The 20,906-nt window shown below is 33.5% G+C and carries 24 protein-coding genes; 12 read left to right on the top strand and 12 right to left on the bottom strand.

The window, feature by feature from the left end; all coding sequences use genetic code 11:
* Positions 1 to 43 precede the first annotated feature (43 nt).
* The gene (locus LU301_RS06100; RefSeq protein WP_305273893.1) at positions 44 to 1,843 is read left to right on the top strand and encodes a tetratricopeptide repeat protein; all 1,800 of its coding nucleotides are present in this window, start codon (positions 44 to 46) and stop codon (positions 1,841 to 1,843) included.
* Between the two features lie 49 nt (positions 1,844 to 1,892).
* On the opposite strand, the gene lolA is transcribed toward LU301_RS06100, so the two are convergent.
* The 8 genes from lolA to LU301_RS06060 all read right to left on the bottom strand — a co-directional run bounded on the left by lolA (position 1,893) and on the right by LU301_RS06060 (position 6,959).
* Positions 1,893 to 2,591: an outer membrane lipoprotein periplasmic chaperone LolA gene (lolA, locus tag LU301_RS06095; protein ID WP_370692231.1), complete on the bottom strand. Its 699-nt coding sequence runs from the start codon at positions 2,589 to 2,591 to the stop codon at positions 1,893 to 1,895.
* Positions 2,592 to 2,729: 138 nt separating this feature from the next.
* Entirely contained in the window at positions 2,730 to 3,413 is a 684-nt protein-coding gene (pyrF, locus tag LU301_RS06090; protein ID WP_305273890.1) for an orotidine-5'-phosphate decarboxylase, read from the bottom strand.
* Between the two features lie 94 nt (positions 3,414 to 3,507).
* Complete coding sequence (locus tag LU301_RS06085; RefSeq protein ID WP_305273888.1) at positions 3,508 to 3,909, bottom strand: lipopolysaccharide assembly protein LapA domain-containing protein; 402 nt, start codon at positions 3,907 to 3,909, stop codon at positions 3,508 to 3,510.
* A 142-nt stretch (positions 3,910 to 4,051) separates the two neighbouring features.
* Entirely contained in the window at positions 4,052 to 4,375 is a 324-nt protein-coding gene (locus LU301_RS06080; RefSeq protein WP_305273887.1) for an integration host factor subunit beta, read from the bottom strand.
* Positions 4,376 to 4,520: 145 nt separating this feature from the next.
* Positions 4,521 to 4,982 carry a SixA phosphatase family protein gene (locus LU301_RS06075; RefSeq protein ID WP_305273885.1) on the bottom strand — a complete coding sequence of 154 codons (462 nt, stop codon included), beginning with the start codon at positions 4,980 to 4,982 and terminating at the stop codon, positions 4,521 to 4,523.
* Between the two features lie 27 nt (positions 4,983 to 5,009).
* Positions 5,010 to 6,089: an NAD(P)H-dependent glycerol-3-phosphate dehydrogenase gene (locus LU301_RS06070; RefSeq protein WP_305273883.1), complete on the bottom strand. Its 1,080-nt coding sequence runs from the start codon at positions 6,087 to 6,089 to the stop codon at positions 5,010 to 5,012.
* Positions 6,090 to 6,101: 12 nt separating this feature from the next.
* Positions 6,102 to 6,692 (bottom strand): nitroreductase family protein, encoded by a 591-nt coding sequence (locus LU301_RS06065; RefSeq protein ID WP_305273881.1) that lies wholly within the window; start codon positions 6,690 to 6,692, stop codon positions 6,102 to 6,104.
* Between the two features lie 15 nt (positions 6,693 to 6,707).
* Complete coding sequence (locus tag LU301_RS06060) at positions 6,708 to 6,959, bottom strand: PspC domain-containing protein (protein WP_305273879.1); 252 nt, start codon at positions 6,957 to 6,959, stop codon at positions 6,708 to 6,710.
* Between the two features lie 451 nt (positions 6,960 to 7,410).
* Here LU301_RS06060 and prmA point away from each other — a divergent pair, with 451 nt between their 5' ends.
* The 10 genes from prmA (at position 7,411) to LU301_RS06010 (ending at position 15,940) form a co-directional block, all read left to right on the top strand.
* Positions 7,411 to 8,313 carry a 50S ribosomal protein L11 methyltransferase gene (gene prmA / locus LU301_RS06055; protein WP_305273877.1) on the top strand — a complete coding sequence of 301 codons (903 nt, stop codon included), beginning with the start codon at positions 7,411 to 7,413 and terminating at the stop codon, positions 8,311 to 8,313.
* A 19-nt stretch (positions 8,314 to 8,332) separates the two neighbouring features.
* Entirely contained in the window at positions 8,333 to 8,755 is a 423-nt protein-coding gene (locus tag LU301_RS06050; RefSeq protein ID WP_305273872.1) for a zinc-ribbon domain-containing protein, read from the top strand.
* A 423-nt stretch (positions 8,756 to 9,178) separates the two neighbouring features.
* Positions 9,179 to 9,451: a DNA-binding transcriptional regulator Fis gene (gene fis, locus LU301_RS06045; RefSeq protein WP_305273870.1), complete on the top strand. Its 273-nt coding sequence runs from the start codon at positions 9,179 to 9,181 to the stop codon at positions 9,449 to 9,451.
* Between the two features lie 187 nt (positions 9,452 to 9,638).
* Positions 9,639 to 11,204 (top strand): bifunctional phosphoribosylaminoimidazolecarboxamide formyltransferase/IMP cyclohydrolase, encoded by a 1,566-nt coding sequence (gene purH / locus LU301_RS06040; RefSeq protein WP_305273869.1) that lies wholly within the window; start codon positions 9,639 to 9,641, stop codon positions 11,202 to 11,204.
* Positions 11,205 to 11,270: 66 nt separating this feature from the next.
* Positions 11,271 to 12,254, top strand: a complete 984-nt coding sequence (locus LU301_RS06035; RefSeq protein WP_305273867.1) for a hypothetical protein — start codon at positions 11,271 to 11,273, stop codon at positions 12,252 to 12,254.
* Between the two features lie 44 nt (positions 12,255 to 12,298).
* On the top strand, positions 12,299 to 12,793 hold the full coding sequence (locus LU301_RS06030) for a hypothetical protein (protein WP_305273865.1): 495 nt from the start codon (positions 12,299 to 12,301) through the stop codon (positions 12,791 to 12,793).
* A 50-nt stretch (positions 12,794 to 12,843) separates the two neighbouring features.
* The gene (locus LU301_RS06025) at positions 12,844 to 13,146 is read left to right on the top strand and encodes a hypothetical protein (protein WP_305273863.1); all 303 of its coding nucleotides are present in this window, start codon (positions 12,844 to 12,846) and stop codon (positions 13,144 to 13,146) included.
* Entirely contained in the window at positions 13,136 to 13,603 is a 468-nt protein-coding gene (locus LU301_RS06020; RefSeq protein WP_305273859.1) for a hypothetical protein, read from the top strand. Before LU301_RS06025 ends, LU301_RS06020 begins: the two co-directional genes overlap by 11 nt.
* A gap of 94 nt (positions 13,604 to 13,697) precedes the next feature.
* Positions 13,698 to 14,981, top strand: coding sequence for a phosphoribosylamine--glycine ligase (gene purD, locus LU301_RS06015; RefSeq protein WP_305273857.1), 1,284 nt, complete (start codon positions 13,698 to 13,700; stop codon positions 14,979 to 14,981).
* A 107-nt stretch (positions 14,982 to 15,088) separates the two neighbouring features.
* A complete protein-coding gene (locus tag LU301_RS06010; protein WP_305273855.1) occupies positions 15,089 to 15,940 on the top strand; it encodes a DUF72 domain-containing protein in 852 nt (283 codons plus the stop codon).
* 37 nt (positions 15,941 to 15,977) lie between these two features.
* Here the strand turns inward: LU301_RS06010 and LU301_RS06005 are convergent, their stop codons facing one another.
* The 4 genes from LU301_RS06005 to rimO form a co-directional block, all read right to left on the bottom strand.
* Positions 15,978 to 16,442 carry an SMI1/KNR4 family protein gene (locus LU301_RS06005; protein ID WP_305273853.1) on the bottom strand — a complete coding sequence of 155 codons (465 nt, stop codon included), beginning with the start codon at positions 16,440 to 16,442 and terminating at the stop codon, positions 15,978 to 15,980.
* 139 nt (positions 16,443 to 16,581) lie between these two features.
* Positions 16,582 to 17,907 carry a hypothetical protein gene (locus LU301_RS06000; protein WP_305273851.1) on the bottom strand — a complete coding sequence of 442 codons (1,326 nt, stop codon included), beginning with the start codon at positions 17,905 to 17,907 and terminating at the stop codon, positions 16,582 to 16,584.
* Positions 17,908 to 18,038: 131 nt separating this feature from the next.
* Positions 18,039 to 18,650 carry a hypothetical protein gene (locus tag LU301_RS05995; RefSeq protein ID WP_305273849.1) on the bottom strand — a complete coding sequence of 204 codons (612 nt, stop codon included), beginning with the start codon at positions 18,648 to 18,650 and terminating at the stop codon, positions 18,039 to 18,041.
* 50 nt (positions 18,651 to 18,700) lie between these two features.
* Positions 18,701 to 20,032, bottom strand: coding sequence for a 30S ribosomal protein S12 methylthiotransferase RimO (gene rimO, locus LU301_RS05990; protein ID WP_305273847.1), 1,332 nt, complete (start codon positions 20,030 to 20,032; stop codon positions 18,701 to 18,703).
* Between the two features lie 128 nt (positions 20,033 to 20,160).
* Between rimO and LU301_RS05985 the strand changes: the two genes are divergently transcribed.
* A complete protein-coding gene (locus LU301_RS05985) occupies positions 20,161 to 20,904 on the top strand; it encodes a PP2C family protein-serine/threonine phosphatase (protein WP_305273845.1) in 744 nt (247 codons plus the stop codon).
* The last annotated feature ends 2 nt before the right edge of the window (positions 20,905 to 20,906 follow it).

The raw sequence follows: 20,906 nt of genomic DNA, 5'->3' as shown, positions 1-20,906 counted from the left end.
CTTTGCGTTTTTTTCTAATTTTTTAAATGTTAGAGTGAATGAGATGACACCTGAACAAGAAAATGAATTAAATGCTCAAATTGCTGAGTGGGAAAAAGTAACGAGAGAAAAAGATGGGGATAAGGCTTATGCTCAAGCTCAATCAAATTTAGGTATTAATTATCATCAAAAAGGTAATATTGATAAAGCGATTGAATATTATCTAAATATTAAACGTGAATATGATGCTTTAATATATGCTGAATCTCAATGGAATTTAAGTATTGCTTATCATCAAAAAGGAGAGATTGATAAAGAAATTGAATGCTATCTAAATATTAAACATGAAGATAATGCTTCAATCTATGCTCATACTCAATTTAATTTAGGTGTTACTTATGGGGAAAAAGGTAATTTTGATAAAGAAATTGAATGCTATCTAAATATTAAACGTGAAGATAATGTTTCAATCTATGCCAAAGCTCAACTCTATTTAGCTATTACTTATAAACAAGAAGGTAATATTGATAAAGCCATTGAATATTATCTAAATATTAAATATGAAGATAATGCTTCAATTTATGTTCATGCTCAATTAGATTTAGGTGTGATTTATTGGCAAAAAGATAATATTAATCAAGCGATTGAATGTTATCTAAATATTAAACGTGAATATGACTCTATACAATACGCTAAAGCTCAATTTAATCTAGGAATTCTTTATCTGAAAGAAAATAAACAAAAAATAGCAGAAAAATATTTGAATGAGTCTTATCGCACTAAACCTGATTTTAAGAATTTTATATTGACTAAAATTATTGAATTTACTCAATATCAAGATTTTTTTGGGTTATTTGGATGTATGCTAAGCATACAAAATCAATTACAAATTCATTTTAATGATGAGTTTGAAAGAAAGTTAGCTCATTATACGAATATTAATGTTGTTCGTATCTTTTTAGATAAAGATAAGCATATTAACGGTGTTACTGGGTTATTAAGATTAAATAAAATTTATGATATGAATGACCCAACTGAGGGAAATATTTTATTTAAGTATCTTAATACAGAATTATGTCTAGATGATGAGTATGGAAATATGCAGTACAGCCCTTTTATTGCTTGTTTTACACTTAATCATGATAATTTAAATCAATTTAGATTATATGGTAAAACCAACCAACAAGAAGCAACTGGCATTAGCTTAGTTTTTGGTCAGGATTTCTTTTCATTGAACAATGATGGCTTATTTTCAAATATCAAGGTTTTCAATAAATTAAATGCTAGTCAAGATGATAAAAAGCCAAATGAAAAGCTACCTATTTACCGTTGTATTTATATAGACCCTGAAACAGGTTATATTCGCTTGGCTCAACGAGATAAAATGACTTTTTATCGTGAATTTGCTGATGAGAAATCAGAAACAGTAATTGAAAAATTATGGAAAAAGTACAAAAAAAATATTCAAACAAAAGAGAAAGAAATTAAAACTCTTTTGGGGTATATAAAAGAACTTATCCAAAATATTTTAAACAATGTTAAGGGGAAAAAGAAAAAAGAAGCCCTAGAGCTTGTCAGTCTTATTTTATTGCCATTGCAATATTTGGTCAAACATTCAGCATTCCAAGAGGAACAAGAGTGTCGTATATGTGACATAACTTCATTAAATGATACTCGTATTCAAACAGATTTTGATAAAAAATGGTTATATATTGATTATCCTGAACCTGTAAAACGACACATTAAAAATGTATATATTGCCACTGGAGCTAAAGAGTATTATCCATTTATTGTACGATTATTAGGTGAAGAGGATAGTGCTTCAAAAGTGCAATTATCTAAAAATCCATTTCGTACTGCTTAGTAAAAGCAAAAGGCACTATCTTACCATAGTGCCTTTATTCCCTATCTATTTATTGCTCAATAATTTCCGTCCCTTTCGGTGGTGTGAAATTAAATAATGTTGCAGGGATTTTTGCATTAAGTTGCGTATTTTTAAACTTAATATGTGTGGTTTGCCCTGTATTGTCTTGTAATACCATATGAATTGGGGATTTTTTCGCATCAAAACTAAGTGATAAACTTTGAAATACGCCATCTTTATTTTTTGGATATAAAGTATAGAACATTTTTGTTGCATCAGGTTGTGTAATGCGATAGTTTTGCATAATTTTTGCACTATTTCCAGAGAATAATAATGCTGGTGTATTTTCAATTTGTTGATCTAACTTTTGACGTACCGCTTGTTTTAAATCGGGATCATATATCCATACAGTAGAGCCTGAAGTTACAATAATTTGTTTCGCGGGACTGTTAGTCTGCCAATAAAATTTCCCAGGACGCTCAACTTTCATATTCCCTGTAAAGGTTTGGTTCATATGTTGTGCAGTTAAACTTTTTTGTTGAGCCTTACCACTTTTTTGATTACTATAAATACGTTGCTCAAAATCAGCACTTAAACTATTTAAGCCACTTAATATATTCATTAATTGTTGTGTTGCTTGTTGCTCACTATTAGCTTTAGTTTGTGCATATGCCATTGTTGGTAATGCAATAGAACTTACACCCATAGCAGTTATGGCAACACTTAAAACAATTTTTTTTAACATCATAAAACCTTTGTCGTTGATTAACTTGATGAATTTATTGTAGCAAACTTTATGATAAAATCATCAAGTAAAGCGTACTATTTTGTAGTCTTATGCTATATGATTGTGAATAGGCTTTCATAGTTTAAGCGTATTTCAATATTAATTCAAAGATTGTAAAATTTCATTTAACATTGCTGTTGGTTTTTCCGCTTGCGTAATTGGACGACCAATAACTAAATGTGTTGAACCATCAAGCATTGCTTGTTTTGGTGTTACAATACGTTTTTGGTCATCAACTTTACTGCCAGCAGGACGAATACCCGGTGTAACTAACACAAAATCTTGCCCTAAATGTTCACGCAACATTTTTGATTCTTGAGCTGAACATACCACGCCATCTAAACCACAATCTTGGGTTAATTTCGCTAGGCGTAAAACGTGCTGTTGTGGTTCAATATCAATCCCCACTTCTCTTAAATCATTTTGTTCAAGCGATGTTAAAACTGTTACTGCAATCAGTTGTGTATTATAACTACCCTTATGTAAACGCTCTATACAGGTTTCCATCATTTTGCGTCCACCACTTGCATGAACATTAACCATCCATACGCCCATATCGGCAGCAGCACATACTGCTTGAGCTGTTGTATTTGGAATATCATGAAATTTTAAATCTAAAAATACATCAAAACCACGTTGTTGTAGTACTTGCACCACATTTGAACCCGATGATGTAAATAATTCTTTCCCCACCTTGACACGACATAATTTAGGGTCTAATTGGTCTGCAATTTCTAAGGCTTTTTGCTTGGTATTGACATCTAAAGCAACGATAATACTCATAATGAATGTTCTCACATATTTTGAAATAGATTTTGACTATCTTTATTCAATCTATTTTAGATTTACAACATCAAATTAAAACAAAACCCCTAAATTAAGGGGCTTGTTTATCATCAGTTTTAGACTGATTTATTTCGAGTTTTTGCATTTCAGCCATAACTGGAGCATTCTCATGTTGTTTTTGAAAATCGCTTTCTCGAGCATATTGTAATGCTTTTTCAGCAACGCTATTCATTTGTGTTTGTTTAAGCAATTCAATTTCTTTCTTTAAACGTGTAATTTCCATTTTATTTTGAATAACATGGAACATTTGTACGCCTAATAATAAACCAACTGCTATACCTAAACCAAGTGTGATAAGCAATAATAAGCCTAAACGCATGGCAGGAATTTGAGTAAAGACTAAATCAACGGTACTTTCAGTGCTATTGAGTAAAACCAAAGCAATTGAATAACCAAAGAATACCAATAATAAAATGGCTAAAACATAACGCATATTCTATTCTCTACAAGTCAATCATCATGTGATACACTTGTCTATCTAAAAACACCTGTATAAAAATAAAAAAATCTACAAACTCTAACTTTAAAAATACAATTTGGGCTTATCTATTTTTTTATCTAAAGGTATGATGATATCATTTTTTCTTTTTTGCTTTTGGCTGAACCGATTGGTTTACCGCATCACGCAAAGCTTTGCCTGGTTTAAAGTGTGGTACAGCTTTTGCTGATACCATTACATCATCGCCAGTTTTTGGATTACGTCCTTGACGTGGCTCACGATGGTGTAATGAAAAACTACCAAAACCACGAATTTCAATACGATTATCTGAAGCTAAATAATCAACCATTTGCTCTATAATTACACGAACCGCATCTTCAACAAGGGGTTCTGCCATGTGTGGATTTTTTAACGTAAGACGTTCAATTAAATCAGATTTATTCAAAGTTACATTTGTCATAACATGACCTCTGTTCTATTCTTTTACCATATTGAATTATGATAACCTGTTTAAATACAAAAAGATAGCAAAATTTACTATTTTTTTGAGAAAATCATGAAAAAAATAGTAAATTTCATATAAATTGTATTATTATGCATAAATTTTAAGGTACGAATTGATGTTCAACGACTGCCAATCCTTGACTGATAGTGCTTAATTGATACACACGCCCTTCTGCTAAATTAAACGGTTTAATGGTATTTAATGTGAGTAATTGGTCCATATAAGCAATAATATTCATATGGCAAACGACAACCATATTTTGATAATGTCCTTCAATCTCAAGTTGCTGTAATTTATCAAGTGCGAATTTTGCATCATCATCAGGTTTGATGTGTTCACAAATAATAACGGGCACATTGGGAAAATAACTTTGTAAATGTGCTAAAGTCTGTTGGGCACGTGTTAAAGGACTCACTACAAATACGTCAGGTTTAAGACGTTGTTTCATCTCAACAGCAGTACGTTCTGCTTGTTCATGTCCTACAGTAGTTAATTGGCGAGTCTCATCTACCCCATCAAGTGCTGGGTGTGCTTCACCATGACGAATTAATGTTAAATACATAATAACAATTCTCAATAAAATATAAAATTATTTATGTGGTAAAACAAATTCTACATCACTACGATTACCTGCTTGCATCAGGTTTACCGCCAGCTCTAAAGGAGGGGCTTGCTCGTAAATGACTTTATATAGAGCCGTGGCAATTGGCATATAAACATTTCTCTGCTGAGCAAAGTGATATACTTGGGCAATCGTATTAATTCCTTCAGCAGTTTGCCCTAATTCTTCACTTGCTTGTGCTAAACTCTTACCCTGCCCGAGTTTATAACCCATTTGATAATTTCGACTTAGTGGACTATTACAAGTAGCAAATAAATCCCCCACACCTGCTAAACCTAAAAATGTTAAAGGATTTGCCCCCATATCAACAGCAAAACGGCTCATTTCTGCTAATGCACGTGTTAGAATTAAACTTTTAGTATTTTCGCCAATTGCAAAAGCTCCACCCATACCCATTGCAACAGCATAAATATTTTTTAATGCACCGCCAAGTTCTACACCATAGACATCATCACTTGAAAACACACGGAATAAGGCACTATGTAACGCTTGTTGTACTGCTGAACGGACATATTCTGATGAGCTTGCAATAACTGTTGCTGATGGCATACCCATCACAATTTCTTTAGCTAAATTTGGACCTGATAATACGCCATATGCGACTTCAGGCAATTCTTCACGAATAATATCACTCATCAATTTAAAAGTATCACTTTCCATACCTTTGGTTAAAGAAATGACCACTTGTGATGAAATATAAGGTGCAATTTGCTTCACAATTGAACGAAAAGAATGACTAGGAATTGCCACAAAAATTAAATCACGGTCTCTCACTGCTTTTTCTAAATCCGTTTCAGCATATAATTTTTCTTCAAGTTGATAATCAGGCAAATAACGGCGATTGATATGTGTTTGATTAATTTCTTGTGCAACTTGTGTATCACGAATCCATATTTTTGCATCACAACCATTACGAACAGCGAGATTAGCCATTGCTGTACCAAAACTCCCACCACCTAATACACTAATGCGTAAAGGAGCTGATGATGATATTTGTTTGGTTTGTTCATTTAAATGGCTAAATAAAGTTTGAAAATCAAATTGCATCGCAACGTTCCCTTAATTTGCTGTTGGTTGTGGAAATTGTGGCAATGTGCGGATAAAATCTACTTGTGGCTCTACAGTCCGTGGTGGAATAGCACGCGTTGCACTGCCAATATAAATAATTGCTGATAAATAATCTTCCGAATTAAAGCCAAAATATTGTTTTAAATAATCAGAATTTACCCATTCACCTGTACGCCACATGGTTGCAAAACCTTGTGCTTGTAAAGAAAGCAATACATTTTGTACTGCAGCACCTGTACTCAATAATTGCTCAAATGCAGGTACTTTTTCATTTTGCTGAATTTTGGTAAATGCTAATACAAGCATTGGTGCACGCATAACTTGCTGTTGAATACGTTCCATTTGTATTTCATCGGCTTCCCCTTTATCTGCACGCAAACTATCAATTAAAATTTGAGCGAAATTCTTACGTTGCTCACGCTCTACAATGATAAATTGTGTAGGTTGTAAACAACGATGATCAGGTGCATACTGTGCCATTTGCAAAGCCATCATTAATTGTTCATTTGATGGTGCAGGATCATGCAATAGCCCCACTGAACGGCGTTGTTCTATAAGGTCGTGTATTATTTCAGCATTCATGAAAATTTCCTTTGACTAATCTTCAGGATAAATGGTCTTCATCACACGATTTTGTTGATTTTGTGTAGTATAATCAGGATATGATTCAGCTTTAGGAATAATAAACCATAAAATAAGATACACTAAAATACCTGGGAAAGCTACACTAAAAACAGATACCAAAACAAAGACAATACGTACAAGGCTGACATCCCAACCAAAACGCTCCGCAATACCAGCCATGACACCTGCGATCATTTTATTATGCTGAGAACGTACTAAAGCCATAAAACTTCCCCCAATAAATAAGCCTGAGAAATTAAATACCTCTTAAAATAAGGTATTAAATTTTAATTTACAGTTTAGCAAATTTTAAATAAAAAAATGTTATTTTTTATATTTATTTCGTATTGTTTACTCATGGTAAATGATTGATTTTTCTTAAGAGATAAACTATATATTACTTATATAGAAATTAAATTATTTAAATATTATCAATATGTTATAATAATAAATTAAATAATAAACTTATTATTTTATAATTATATTTTATTTATTAATAAGTTTCCATTTAAACACATTATTATCATTATGATTAATTATTGAATGGAATAAGACAAAAATTAAACAAACAATATGATAATTTACTAAAAAATACTAACTAGAACACATTCTTGTATTGGAAAATGTTACTATATGTTCCCTAATTTTTAAATGATGATGCTGTGAGATTTTTGACATGAATTGGTTACAAATCCATATTACTGTACAACAAGCTGAAGTTGAGTTGGCTGAAACTTTATTATTATCATTGGGTGCAGTAAGTGTTACTTTAGATGATGCAGAAGACCAAGCTCTTTTAGAGCCATTACCTAACGAAACACCGCTTTGGGATAAAGTGATTGTAACAGGGATTTTCCAACAAACTGAAGATGAACCCATTGACATTCAGGCTTTACACGCATTTGTTAGCTCGCAATTCTCTCATGCACCTGTAACCTATGATGAAGTGGCTGACCAACAATGGGAACGTGCATGGATGGATTATTATGAACCGATTCAAATTGATGATAATTTTTGGATTGTACCAGAGTGGCTAGAAGCACCAAATCCACAAGCAGTAAATTTAAAATTAGATCCTGGTTTAGCGTTTGGTACAGGTAATCATGCTAGTACATTTTTATGCTTACAATGGCTTGGCAAAACCGATTTAAAAGATAAGGTTGTGATTGATTATGGTTGTGGTTCAGGTATTTTAGGTGTTGCAGCTTTATTACTAGGTGCTAAGAAAGTGTATGCAACCGATATTGACCCACAAGCTGTGCTTGCAACTCGTCAAAATGCTGAATTAAACGGTGTGGAACAAGGTTTATATGTGGGCTTACCAGAACAATTCGAACAAGAATTTGCAGGTCAAAAAGCCAATGTTTTGGTGGCAAATATTTTAGCAACACCACTCATTTCTCTTGCTCCAACTTTTGCCACATTGGTTCAACCACAAGCTGAGTTTGCCTTGGCAGGTGTGATTGAAGAACAATGTCATGATGTATGTCAAGCCTATCAACAAGCAGGTTTTAGTGTGAGCGATATTGAAAAGCGTGAAATCACTTGGTGCCGTATTGCAGGTCGTTATACAGGCTAATTAATCCACAGGCTTATCTATGCTTAAAAATACTAAAAAGCAAACACGTTGTCCTTATTGTTCGACAGTTTATAATGTCAGCATTAACCAACTTACCGTATCTAAAGGGTGGGTGCGTTGTGCTGACTGCCGTTTAGTATTTAATGCTGTAGAGCATGTATATACAAAATCACATTCTGTGTTTAACAATACATCTGAACAACAAAAATATCACAATGAGGATATCCGTACTTTTTTTCATAAAAAAACTGAGTCAGCACAAATGAACTTATTAGAATATCTTAATGAGTCAAAAAGTAGTTCACAACACCACATCAATGAACAAATACATAGATATTCAAAATATAAAAATTTATTTTTAGAGTATCGTCTTTTTATTTTATTATTTGTAATGGCGAGTTGTGCTTTCATTCTTAAACAGTTTAACCTTCATTTACTATAATTTTTTCAATTATTCATATTGTAAATACAAATACTATCGTTTTTAATAATTAATTTTAAATATTAATCTAAAATACAAATAAAATTTAAGCTAAAAATTGTTCATATTTTAACTCAAAAAATGCTATCATACCGCCCGCTAAAGATTTAGCATTTTAAACTATTTGAGTACGATTAATTCCATGATTATTTAAAGCCATATAAACACATTATTATTTTACAAGAACGTAATATTGTGATTTTAAAGTGAAAATAATTTTATAGTTGTACTTAATAGCTTAATTTTTTATTGGCGTTATCCTAAATATAAACTATATTATAGTGATAATATTTTTAATTCTGTAGTAGCAAATAAACCTAAATAACATTATTTTTATTGTATAGTGTTTTTGGTTTTTTTATTGAATAAATTAGGTCAAATCATATGAATAGCAAATCTCCAAATTTTCCTACACAAGCTTCTGATGTTGCACTTCGTATCCATGTAGAACGTGCAGTTCGTCATTATTTTGCACATTTAAATGGTGAGCAACCTGCTGAAGTGTATGATATGGTGTTAGCTGAAATGGAGAAACCACTTTTGTCAGTTGTGTTAGAGTTTACACGTGGTAACCAAACTAAAGCGGCTGAAATTTTAGGTCTCAATCGTGGTACTTTGCGTAAAAAGTTAAAAGCTCACGGTTTAATGAGCGAATAAAATAGAAAAATGCCTGCCTGCTTGGTGGGCATTTTACTTTAGTCTAAAATACCATGTGAAAATGCAATAAAAACATGGTGGTTTATGTTTTAAATGCTATAATTCCATAATTTATATGGCAGATATTTTATGATGGAAAAATAGCTTGCCAATACCTTCATTATTTGATTTAAGTTTAGAGGTAAACATGAACGTAACTCGTGCCTTGATTTCTGTTTCTGATAAAACAGGGATTGTTGAATTTGCCAAGCAACTTTCTGCTTTGGGGATTGAAATTCTATCGACAGGTGGAACATATAAACTACTCAAAGACAACCAAATTCAAGTTGTCGAAGTATCAGAACATACTGGCTTCCCTGAAATGATGGACGGTCGTGTAAAAACGTTGCACCCAAAAATTCATGGCGGTATTTTGGCTCGCCGTGGACTTGATGAAGCGGTGATGGCGGAACACAACATCGCTCCGATTGATTTGGTGGTGGTGAATTTATATCCATTTGCACAAACAGTGGCAAAACCTGATTGTACCTTAGCAGATGCAATTGAAAATATCGACATTGGCGGTCCTACGATGGTGCGTGCTGCAGCGAAAAACCATGCGTCTGTTGGCATTATCGTGAATGCAAGCGATTATGATAGCGTGATTGCTGAATTAAAACAAAACAAGACCTTATCTCAAAAAACACGTTTTGATTTAGCCGTAAAAGCCTTTGAACATACTGCACAATACGATGGTATGATTGCACAATATTTAGGCTGTCGTTTGAATGATGAAGTGGAACAATTTGCTCGTACCTTCAATGTACAAATGAACAAAGCTCAAGATTTGCGTTATGGTGAAAATCCACATCAAACAGCAAGTTTTTATGTAGAACGTAATGCTAAAGAAGCGTCAATTTCAACGGCTAAACAGTTGCAAGGTAAGGAATTATCTTATAACAATATTGCTGATACTGATGCGGCATTAGAATGTGTCAAATCATTTGCTAAACCTGCCTGTGTGATTGTCAAACACGCTAATCCTTGTGGTGTTGCAGTTTCACTTGATGGTATTTTAGATGCTTATAATTTAGCTTATGCGACTGACCCAGAATCAGCCTTTGGTGGTATTATTGCATTTAACCGTGAGCTTGATGTGGAAACAGCAAAAGCAATTATCGAACGTCAATTTGTAGAAGTAATTATCGCACCAAGTATCGCTGATGGCGTGTTAGCCGTAACAGAAAGTAAGAAAAATGTACGTGTGTTAGTCTGTGGTAAATTACCGAAAATTGATGAACGTCAAGCACAATTTGACTTTAAACGTGTCAATGGTGGTTTATTAGTTCAAGAGCAAGATTTAGGCATGATTACAAAGGACGATTTAAAAGTCGTTACTGATGTTGCTCCGACTGATGAACAATTAGATGATTTAATTTTTGCGTGGAAAGTCGCTAAATATGTGAAATCAAATGCGATTGTCTATGCGAAAAACCGTCAAACAGTTGGTATCGGTGCAGGTCAAATGAGCCGTGTAAACTCTGCTCGTATCGCAGCGATTAAAGCCGAACACGCAGGTTTAGAAGTACAAGGTGCGGTAATGGCATCTGATGCATTCTTCCCTTTCCGTGATGGAATTGATAATGCAGCCAAAGCAGGCATTAAGTGCATTATTCAACCCGGTGGCTCAATGCGTGATGAAGAAGTGATTGCTGCTGCCAATGAACATGGGATTGCCATGGTGTTTACAGGAATGCGTCATTTCCGTCACTAATTAAAAAAATGGGTAGGTTGAGATTTTGACCTGCCCATTTTAACAATTTAACTGGATAAATACGAAATGGAACAAAAAACTTATTATCCAAAAACAAGCATTCATTTAGTTTTGTTGATGATTGTGATATGTAGTGTTTATGAGATTTATCATTTTATGGTGCATGGTAAATTAAATAATACAGCTATGCCACTTTTGGCAATTACATTTTTTATCATGTATTATCGTCAAAGTTTATCTTATATAGTTACCGAAACAGGAATTTATTCTAAATTTTTATGTTTTGCTCCACAACTTAAAATTGCTTATGATGATATTAAAGAGATTGCATTAGTCAATGAAACACGTCATGCAAAGTTGCTAAATATTCAACATTTATGGATAATATCAAAACAGTTTACATCATTACGCATTGAGTTAAATTATTTAAAAGATGCTGAGCAGTTTATCGAAGAGATTCGACAATATATTGATATTGAAGAAAAAATATTAGATAGTTATGCTAGTCAATCAATTGGTAATATACCAGTTTATATTTTGCTTGTTAGTATATTTTTGATGTTTGTTACATTATGGTTTGACCATTCTATTATTCAAGCATGGCATACATCGAGTGAATATATGTTCACTTGGTTTACGATAGGCATTATATTGACATCAATAGTCTGTTATTTTGTGTGTAAACAAGATGAAAAAAATAAAGCGGTTGTAATTAGTAGTATTGTGGTTGGGATATTTGCAGGAGCGATGGTTACCAATTTTGCATTATCCATACAGCGTTATATCAATGAACAGCGAAATATCACTCCACAAGTTGTGGTAATGGAATTGGTTGAGCAAAAAGAACGCTATCAAAAATGGAAAATTGTGAGTGAAAATGCCAAGCAATTTCGCTTTCAAGATGGTTATTTTCTCGTCCATAAAGATTGGAAACAAGGCTATAATGAGCAATTACAACAAGGTAAACATTATCAAATTGAGATTTACCAATCTGAATGGAATGATATTTATTTCAAGCCGAACGCCTTTTTTGATGCGAAAGTTAGATAATAACTGTATAATCCTTTTTGATGAGAAACGCAAGGAGATATAAAATGCAAAATATTTTAAAAGACTATCAAACGTGGTTGATTTTAATTGTTGCTCTGATTATATTCTTTTTGTTAGGCTTTGAACTTTACGTTTTCCTTGCTTTAGCTATTACCTATTTCCCCGTCCAATGGTTAAGTGAAAAATATCCTAAACTTAAAAATTATTTATTTTTAATTGGATATGTGTTTATACTGTGTCTTGATGAAGCACATCAATATTGGTTGGTAAATTATCAAGCAACCAATAAATCACAACAAGTTTGTGGTATCTTAACCAAAAATGAACATCACTTTTTTCCTTTGTCTCCCTTAAATCCAGCAAATTTTATCATTCAAACATCAGCAACAGAGATGAAGGAATTTCGCACCGAGAAATTTAGAAATGATGTTGGTTTTCGTGGTTTAAAGCTCAATCAGCACATTTGTGTACAATTTGTCCCTACTGATAAAAATTGGCTTTTACTTCATGATTATATTGTAAAGGTTGAACAATCTTAGATTGATGATATAATGACAAACACTTCTTGCAAAAACACGAGAAATAGTTGATGACCTTATCACTCAATGGAACGATTCCTTTACCCGCTCAATATGGTGGATATTTAACCGTTTATATGGATGGACAAGAGTTTTATATTACTAGTGTGCCATCTTTTGTAGCAAATGCTCCACGTTATCATGATAGTATTGTGGAAAATTTAGACCATGTCCAAGATGATGATGGTAATATTTTTGATATTCGTGTTTTGTCATCAAATTTAGGCGTAGATTGGGATATTCAAATTCAATCTAAACAAGCCGATGAGTTAAAGCAACGTATCAATGTTGAGTATTTGGCAAATGAATATTAACCATCAACCCAGCCAATTTTATCAACGCTTTTCTCAAGATAGTTTAAAAATTAAATTTGATGATATTGATGATTTTCATTGTCAATTATATTTTTCCTATATTATTACCTTAATGGAAAAATATTTATCAGATGTTTTTATTTATGAAATTTCTCAACATCGAGAACATCTCATTCGCTTGGCTCAACATCATAAATTTCAATCAGAAAGCTTAAAAATTCCTTATTTATTACATCATTCTGTAGAAGATTACATGATTAACAGCATTAAAAATTTAGTTTGGCATCGATTAAATGATGTTGAAACATTATATAAATTAGTGCTGAATATTTCATTTAATAAAAGTCATGCTTTATTGAATCAAATGATTACCGCCATGATATTGTACATCGTAATGGTTTTACACTATCAGGCGAGCAAAGAGTTATATCACCGCATGATGTTACAAATTGTTTAACTTTAATTCAACAATTTATTTTAGATGTTGATAAAAAATATCAACAACGCCAAAATATCCATTCTCCATCAATTTAACGTTTTAGGAAATCTTTATGAATATTTTAGTATTAGGTAGTGGTGGTCGTGAACACGCATTGGCGTGGAAAATCGCACAAGATGAAAAAGTAAAAACCGTTTTTGTTGCACCGGGCAATGCAGGTACAGCAACAGAACCTAAATGCCAAAATGTTGCTTTGAATATTTTGGATAATACTGCGATTGTTAATTTTGCCAAAGACAATGCGATTGATTTTATCGTGGTTGGACCTGAAGCACCGCTTGTGAATGGTGTGGTTGATGCGTGCCGTGCAGAAAATATCCAAATTTGGGGACCTACACAATACTGTGCTCAACTTGAAGGTTCTAAAGCATTTGCCAAAGATTTCTTGAAAAAACATGGTATTCCAACTGCATTTTATGAAGTGTTTACCGAAGTCGCTCCAGCGAAGGCATTTGTTGAAAAACATGGTGCGCCTATCGTGATTAAAGCGGACGGACTTGCTGCTGGTAAAGGTGTTATTGTAGCAATGACTCAAGATGAAGCCTTTAATGCGATTGATGATATGTTAAGTGGTAACAAATTTGGTAATGCTGGTAGCCGTGTTGTCATTGAGCAATTTTTAGCAGGTGAAGAAGCATCATTTATTTGTATGATTGATGGAGACAACATTTTACCGATGGCGACCAGCCAAGACCATAAACGCATTTTTGAAGGCGACCAAGGCGCAAATACAGGCGGTATGGGAGCATATTCACCAGCACCAGTGGTTACGCCTGATGTATTTGAACGTGTGATGAGTCAAATCATGCGTCCAACAGTGGAAGGCATCAAAAAAGATGGTCATGCTTATACAGGCTTTTTATATGCAGGTTTAATGATTGATGATGCAGGTAATCCAAAAGTGATTGAATTTAACTGCCGTTTTGGCGACCCTGAAACCCAACCGATTATGATGCGTTTACAATCATCATTGGTGGATTTGGTGCAAGTAGGTTTAGCAGGTAACTTACCAAGCGAAGCACAATGGGACGAACGTAAAACAGTCGGTATCGTATTGGCAACGGCAGGCTATCCTGAAACATCGGGTAAAGGCGATGTAATTACAGGTTTGGAAAATAGCACAGCAGACAGCAAAATTTTCCATGCAGGCACAGCAAAAAATGAGCAAGGTGAGATTGTAACCAATGGCGGTCGTGTATTATGTGTAACGGCATTGGGCGATACGGTTGCTAAAGCTCAAAGTAAAGCATTGGAACTGTGTCAAAAAGTAAGTTTTGAAGGTATGCAATATCGTAAAGATATTGGTTATCGTGCGATTGCTCGAGAACAACAATAATTCATAATGCAAAATAGATTTCCTATCCAAGTGGGAAATCTATTTTTGTGCTTATTTATTACTATTACTTATCTATTCTCATATTATTAGTTTTTATTGATTAAACTATGTCCAAACAATCCATTTATATTGGCACAGGTGGCTATAGCGATACTGATTTAATTGGTACATTATATCCACAAGGTACATCATCAAGTCAATTTCTAAATATTTATCAACAATATTATGATACAGTTGAAATTAATAGCACCTTTCACGCTCCCATTGCCGAAAAAGCCATACAAGGTATGCTTGAAAAATCACAAGGCAATTTATTATTTTCAGTGAAATTACATCAAGATTTTAGCCATCAACGTACGGCAACCTATCAAAACGCCGAAGCCTTTATGAATCATTTAACACCATTAATCGATGCAACGTGTTTAGCTCATTTATTTTTACAATTTCCACAAAGTTTTGTGCGTAATAAGCATAATCGTTTATATTTGGCAAAGATGTTAAATTGGTTTCAAGGATTATCCATTGCTATTGAATTTCGCCACCCGAGTTGGCATATTCCACCAGTATTTGAATATTTTAAACAACAATCCAATTTAATTTGGTGCAATGTCGATTATCCACCTTTAGCAGATTTACCAACATTTAACTTACAATTTAATCAAGAAATTGGCTATTTACGTTTGCATGGGCATAATCTGAAATGGCATGATGCACAATCTGCCAAAGAGCGTCATGATTATCGCTACACTGATGATGAATTACAAAAACTTGCTCATCTAATTCATCAACAACGTCATCATTTTAAACAGTTATTTATCTATTTTCAAAATACTACCCACAGTCATTCTGTTTACAATATCGACAGTTTAAAATCTTATTTATTAGAATATGGCTTTAATATTAAAAATAATCCTGTAAATATTCAAAAAAATGGATTAAGTCAAGGGGATTTGTTTTAATCCCCTTGTTACAAAACTTTATTTTTCATCAAACACTTTATTCATCTTCTGCTAAAGTTAAAAAATCAGCAAAATATTCATCAAATGACGAAAAAATCAGCTCAATTTCGTCAATCTCCAGCTCATCTGAGCCATCATCATAATACACACTCGCACCATATACCGTCGAATCGTTCAATTCTTCTGTGGTTGACGTTTTGTACAGTGTGATATATTCATCAGGCTCATAGCTTAACACCAAAAAGTCGTCAGCAATGCCTAATTCTTCCCTAAGTTGTTTGGTCATTTCAACCACAGGATAAGTACATTTGACATCACTTTTTGCTACACCCAAAATATTAACATCACCATAATTACACATGCCACATTGTAATAAAAATGTTTTGTATGCTGTCGGTAATTTTAAATTTAATTGATTTTCAATATTGGTAATATGGGTATTTTCAGCACCTTGCCAATATTCAAACTCTTCATTAGTCATCAATTTTTTAAGATAATTCATTGTACCACCCCACTCTACCATTTAAAATTTTATGTTACATGGTTTTTGGGATAATATCAATTTCAACACTTCATCCGTCATTGAATGTGATATTATCGCTCATGACTTATATAACAACATTGTTCTTATCACACAACCATCACTTTGACCATTTTCTTAATGCTGACCCATCTTGCAATGAATCGGGCAATTTTTTCACAAAATCTTTCTTTTGCTGATTACTCCAATCTGTATTATGATTAAGCATAATCGGAATGTTATATTTGCTGACACTTTCAGGTTTATAAGCAATCCATTTTTCAATCATCGCCTCGCTAATTGCTTGCCCAAGCTGATGAAGTACACCAATATAAAGCGATTGCCCTTGTTCAGCTTGCTCTCTTGCCACAAAATATGCCACCACTTTTTGTTTAATCGTTGGATTTTTAATATTTTTAGGCAATAACGCTTGAAACAATTGGTCATAGCTTTCATACACCACCGCCACACCAACAGGCATAGAAAAATAGCTTTGCAATGGCACTTTTTCAGGTTCAATTTCAGTCAAAATCTCCAACCACCGTTCGTCCAATGGCTCAAAAATCGCTTGTGAAAAAGAAGTCTCGCTATTATTGCGTTCATCGTGATAATTGCCCCAATTAGCAATGGCGGTATATTGTTCTGCTTTCAAGTCAAAATAAATCAATGCCAATGTGTCAAGTACATAGGATTTATTTTTACCTTTAAGTAATGGCGAATATTTTTCAAATACGGCTGATGAACTTTGCGTTAAAAATGCTCCGATTATTTCAGCAGTCAGCCAATTTTTACCATATTGCTTTGATAATTCATTTGCCAAATCAATCAATCTTTCATCTGGATTGCGAATGATTGAAAGTGCTAAGGTTTGTGGAAATACTTTTGCTAAATTTTTACAAGCAATATCGCCTTGACTATAAAATATGAAGTGCTTATTAATACTCCATTTTATTTTAAAGGAAGTGAATTTCTCTTGATTTTTAGCAAACAAGCGATAGATGTTTTGCATTTTTGCACTGGCTTTACCCAAAATTAAAGAATGCCATACCTGAAATTCTTCAAATTCTTTGGGCGTATAATAGGACAAATCCAAATGACGAAACTCATCGGGAATAAAATCATAATTTTCATCGTGCAAGAAGAGTTTCTGAAAAAATTGCTCAGCTTGCTCCACTAGCAAGTCCGAAAGCGTGTCTGCTGTACCGTGTAGCAGGATTTTTTCGCCTTTGGATTTTGATGTTAATAACTTTTTAAAAATCGGCTGTGCTTCTTCCAAATCAAAACACGCCAAACCACGCAAGGCTTCTTCTTTAAAATAGCTCTTTTCACTTTGTGATAAAGCAAGTAATACAGGAGCATTATTGGGGTCTTTAACCAACGCTTTGATGGCTTGGTATTTGTCATCGCCTTTCATTTGGGCAATTTTGTCTAAAATTTCTTGCATCATATCATCTCTTTTCCTCTCAAACGCCTATTTTCTATCGTAATCCAATTTTATACGATATTCAATAGACTTTCTGCGAAACGCTTAAAATAAGGAAAACCTAGTAGCGCAGGAAGTCTAATTTATCGCTCAGCCTATTTGCTAAATTCAGACTCAGCATTTTCGTCCCACATTTCAAATAAACATGGCGTTTGGCGATTTAAACTACGGTCAGCAATTAAACGTGCTTTTTGATTCGCATTTTTCTGATTACCGTTGATTTTTGCCACAATACAGCTTTTTTCTTGATTTAATTTAACCACAATTAAATAGCTTGATTTCGCTGGTTTGAGTAAAGTGTCTGTTTCATAATCATCATACACATAGATACGATAAATCAACGCATAATAATGTGGTTGATTATCCTTGAGTATATAACGCCATTCCACTTTTTCACCAACAGTCATCGGTAATAAAGTCGTTTGATGGTTTAAATGATAACTTTGATAACGAATATTCAACCATGTTTGCACTTCATAGTTTTGTTTCCAAATTTGATAATTTTTATCTAAACTTTGGCAACGTTCACTATATACCATCGCAGGATGTTGTGGAATATATTCACAGTTTACAGTATCAGTATAAGCTGAATAATACCCTGCTTTCTCATGTAAATTGGGTGTTGATGTCTGCTGAATATCTGTTTTTGCATTCGTATTACAGCCAAGCAATGCTAAAAACAAACCACATAAACGCTTGATTAACATTTTATCTCCCTTAAAAAAATGCCCTATTTTAATCATAGGGCATTTTAATATTAAACGATTTTAATCAACTGTGCAAATAAATCGTATTCATCAGCATCAGTAATTTCTACTTCGAGTAAATCACCTGCTTTAATTTGAGATTTATCAATATCTTCCACAAATACATGACCATCAATTTCAGGTGCATCTGCATAAGAACGAGCCACCGCAACTGGATATTCATCTTCCAAACTATCCACCAAAACGGTCATTCTTTGTCCAATACGCTTTTGCAATTTTTGTGCAGAAATTTCTTGTTGCACTTGCATAAAGCGTTCAAAACGCTGTTGTTTAATCTCTTCAGGTACAGGGTCTGGCAAATCATTGGCGACCGCCCCTTCAACTGGCGAATAAGTAAAACAACCCACTCGGTCAAGTTGTGCTGCCTTGAGCCAATCTAATAAAAACTCAAAATCTTCTTCTGTTTCCCCCGGAAAGCCAACCACAAAAGTTGAACGAATGACCAAATCAGGGCATTTTTCACGCCATAATTTGATGCGTTCTAAGGTATTTTCGCTATGGGCAGGACGTTTCATCAACTTTAAAATACGTGGACTGGCGTGTTGGAATGGAATATCCAAATACGGTAAAATTTTACCTTCTGCCATTAAATCAATCGCTGCATCAACATGTGGATAAGGATAAACATAATGCAAACGTACCCAAATACCCAATTTGCCTAAGGCTTCACACATATCATAAAACTTCGTTTTAAGTGGCTGACCGTCCCAAAAATCAAGTTTATATTTTGTATCTACGCCATAAGCTGATGTATCTTGTGAAATAACCAATAACTCTTTCACACCTGCTCTTTTCAAAGCAGCCGCTTCTTTCATCACATCACCAATCGGACGAGAAACCAAATCGCCACGCAAACTTGGAATGATACAGAATGTACAACGATGATTACAGCCTTCTGAAATTTTTAAATAAGCATAATGTTTTGGCGTTAAACGTACACCTTGCTCTGGTACAAGGTCGATAAATGGATTATGTTTTGGCGGTGGTGGTACATATTCATGTACAGCATTCATCACATCTTGATAGGCTGCTGCACCTGTAACTTTTAATACACTTGGGTGCATATCACGGATTTTGGCTTCGTCTTTACCTAAACAGCCTGTAACAATCACACGCCCGTTTTCGTTGATGGCTTCGCCAATCGCATCAAGCGACTCTTGTACCGCAGATTCAATAAAACCACAGGTATTGACCACCACTAAGTCCGCACCCTGATAGTCTGATGCGACTTGATAACCTTCTATTTTTAATTGTGTTAAAATTCGTTCAGAATCAACTAACGCTTTGGGACAACCTAGCGATACAAAACCCACTTTTGGCATATTTGCTACTCAAAAATTAATTATATTATGAAAGGTGTGTATTATAGTTTTTTTTGTATTTGATTGATAGGGGGTAAATGTTAAAATGATTTGATGATTAATATAACTCAACTCTACAAGGTAAAATAATGAAAATTCAAGCAGTATCATGGCAAGCCCAAGCACCAAAACAACAAGATAGCTTTTTAATTAGTAATGGAGATATTTGCCGTATCATTCAAAATAAAGCTATTATTAGTAAAACCTATGATTTTAATACAAATTTTATCATCGCTGTAGCTGATGGTATTGCGAGTAGCCCTTATTCTGGATTAATTTCAAAAAAACTATTAACTCTTTTAGCGGAACAATTTAATAAAGGCATCATTTCTTTCCAAACATTACAAGATGAATTAAATCATTATTTTAGTCAAGAAAAATATCAAGGTGCAGGTTCTACCCTAGCAATGGCATATTATCATGCCCATAAAAATATTTTTGAACTTCGACATTTAGGAGATAGTCGCATTTACCATTTTAATAGTATGAAAAAACAATGGTGTAAATTAACGCATGACCATACCTATTTAAACGAATTAAAACAAGAAATACAACTTGAGCAAAATCAGCAATATGCGAGCAGTTATGATATTCTCTATCATTATTTTTGTATTGATGATAATCCGCTTAGTTGTTTTCCATCACAAAATATTCAATTAAACACAGGGGATTATTTGCTTATATGTACTGATGGTGTTCACGATGTATTAGATTGTGAACATTGGTTATTACCTTGTGAAATGAATACTAAACAATGGCTATCATCTATGTATAAATTATTACAGAAACATAGGGCTTGGGATAATATGACTATGATTTTAATGCAATATTAAAT

The sequence above is a fragment of the Moraxella sp. ZY210820 genome (assembly GCF_030674635.1).
Classification (GTDB): domain Bacteria; phylum Pseudomonadota; class Gammaproteobacteria; order Pseudomonadales; family Moraxellaceae; genus Acinetobacter.
This window is presented reverse-complemented; position numbering and strand designations above follow the sequence as displayed.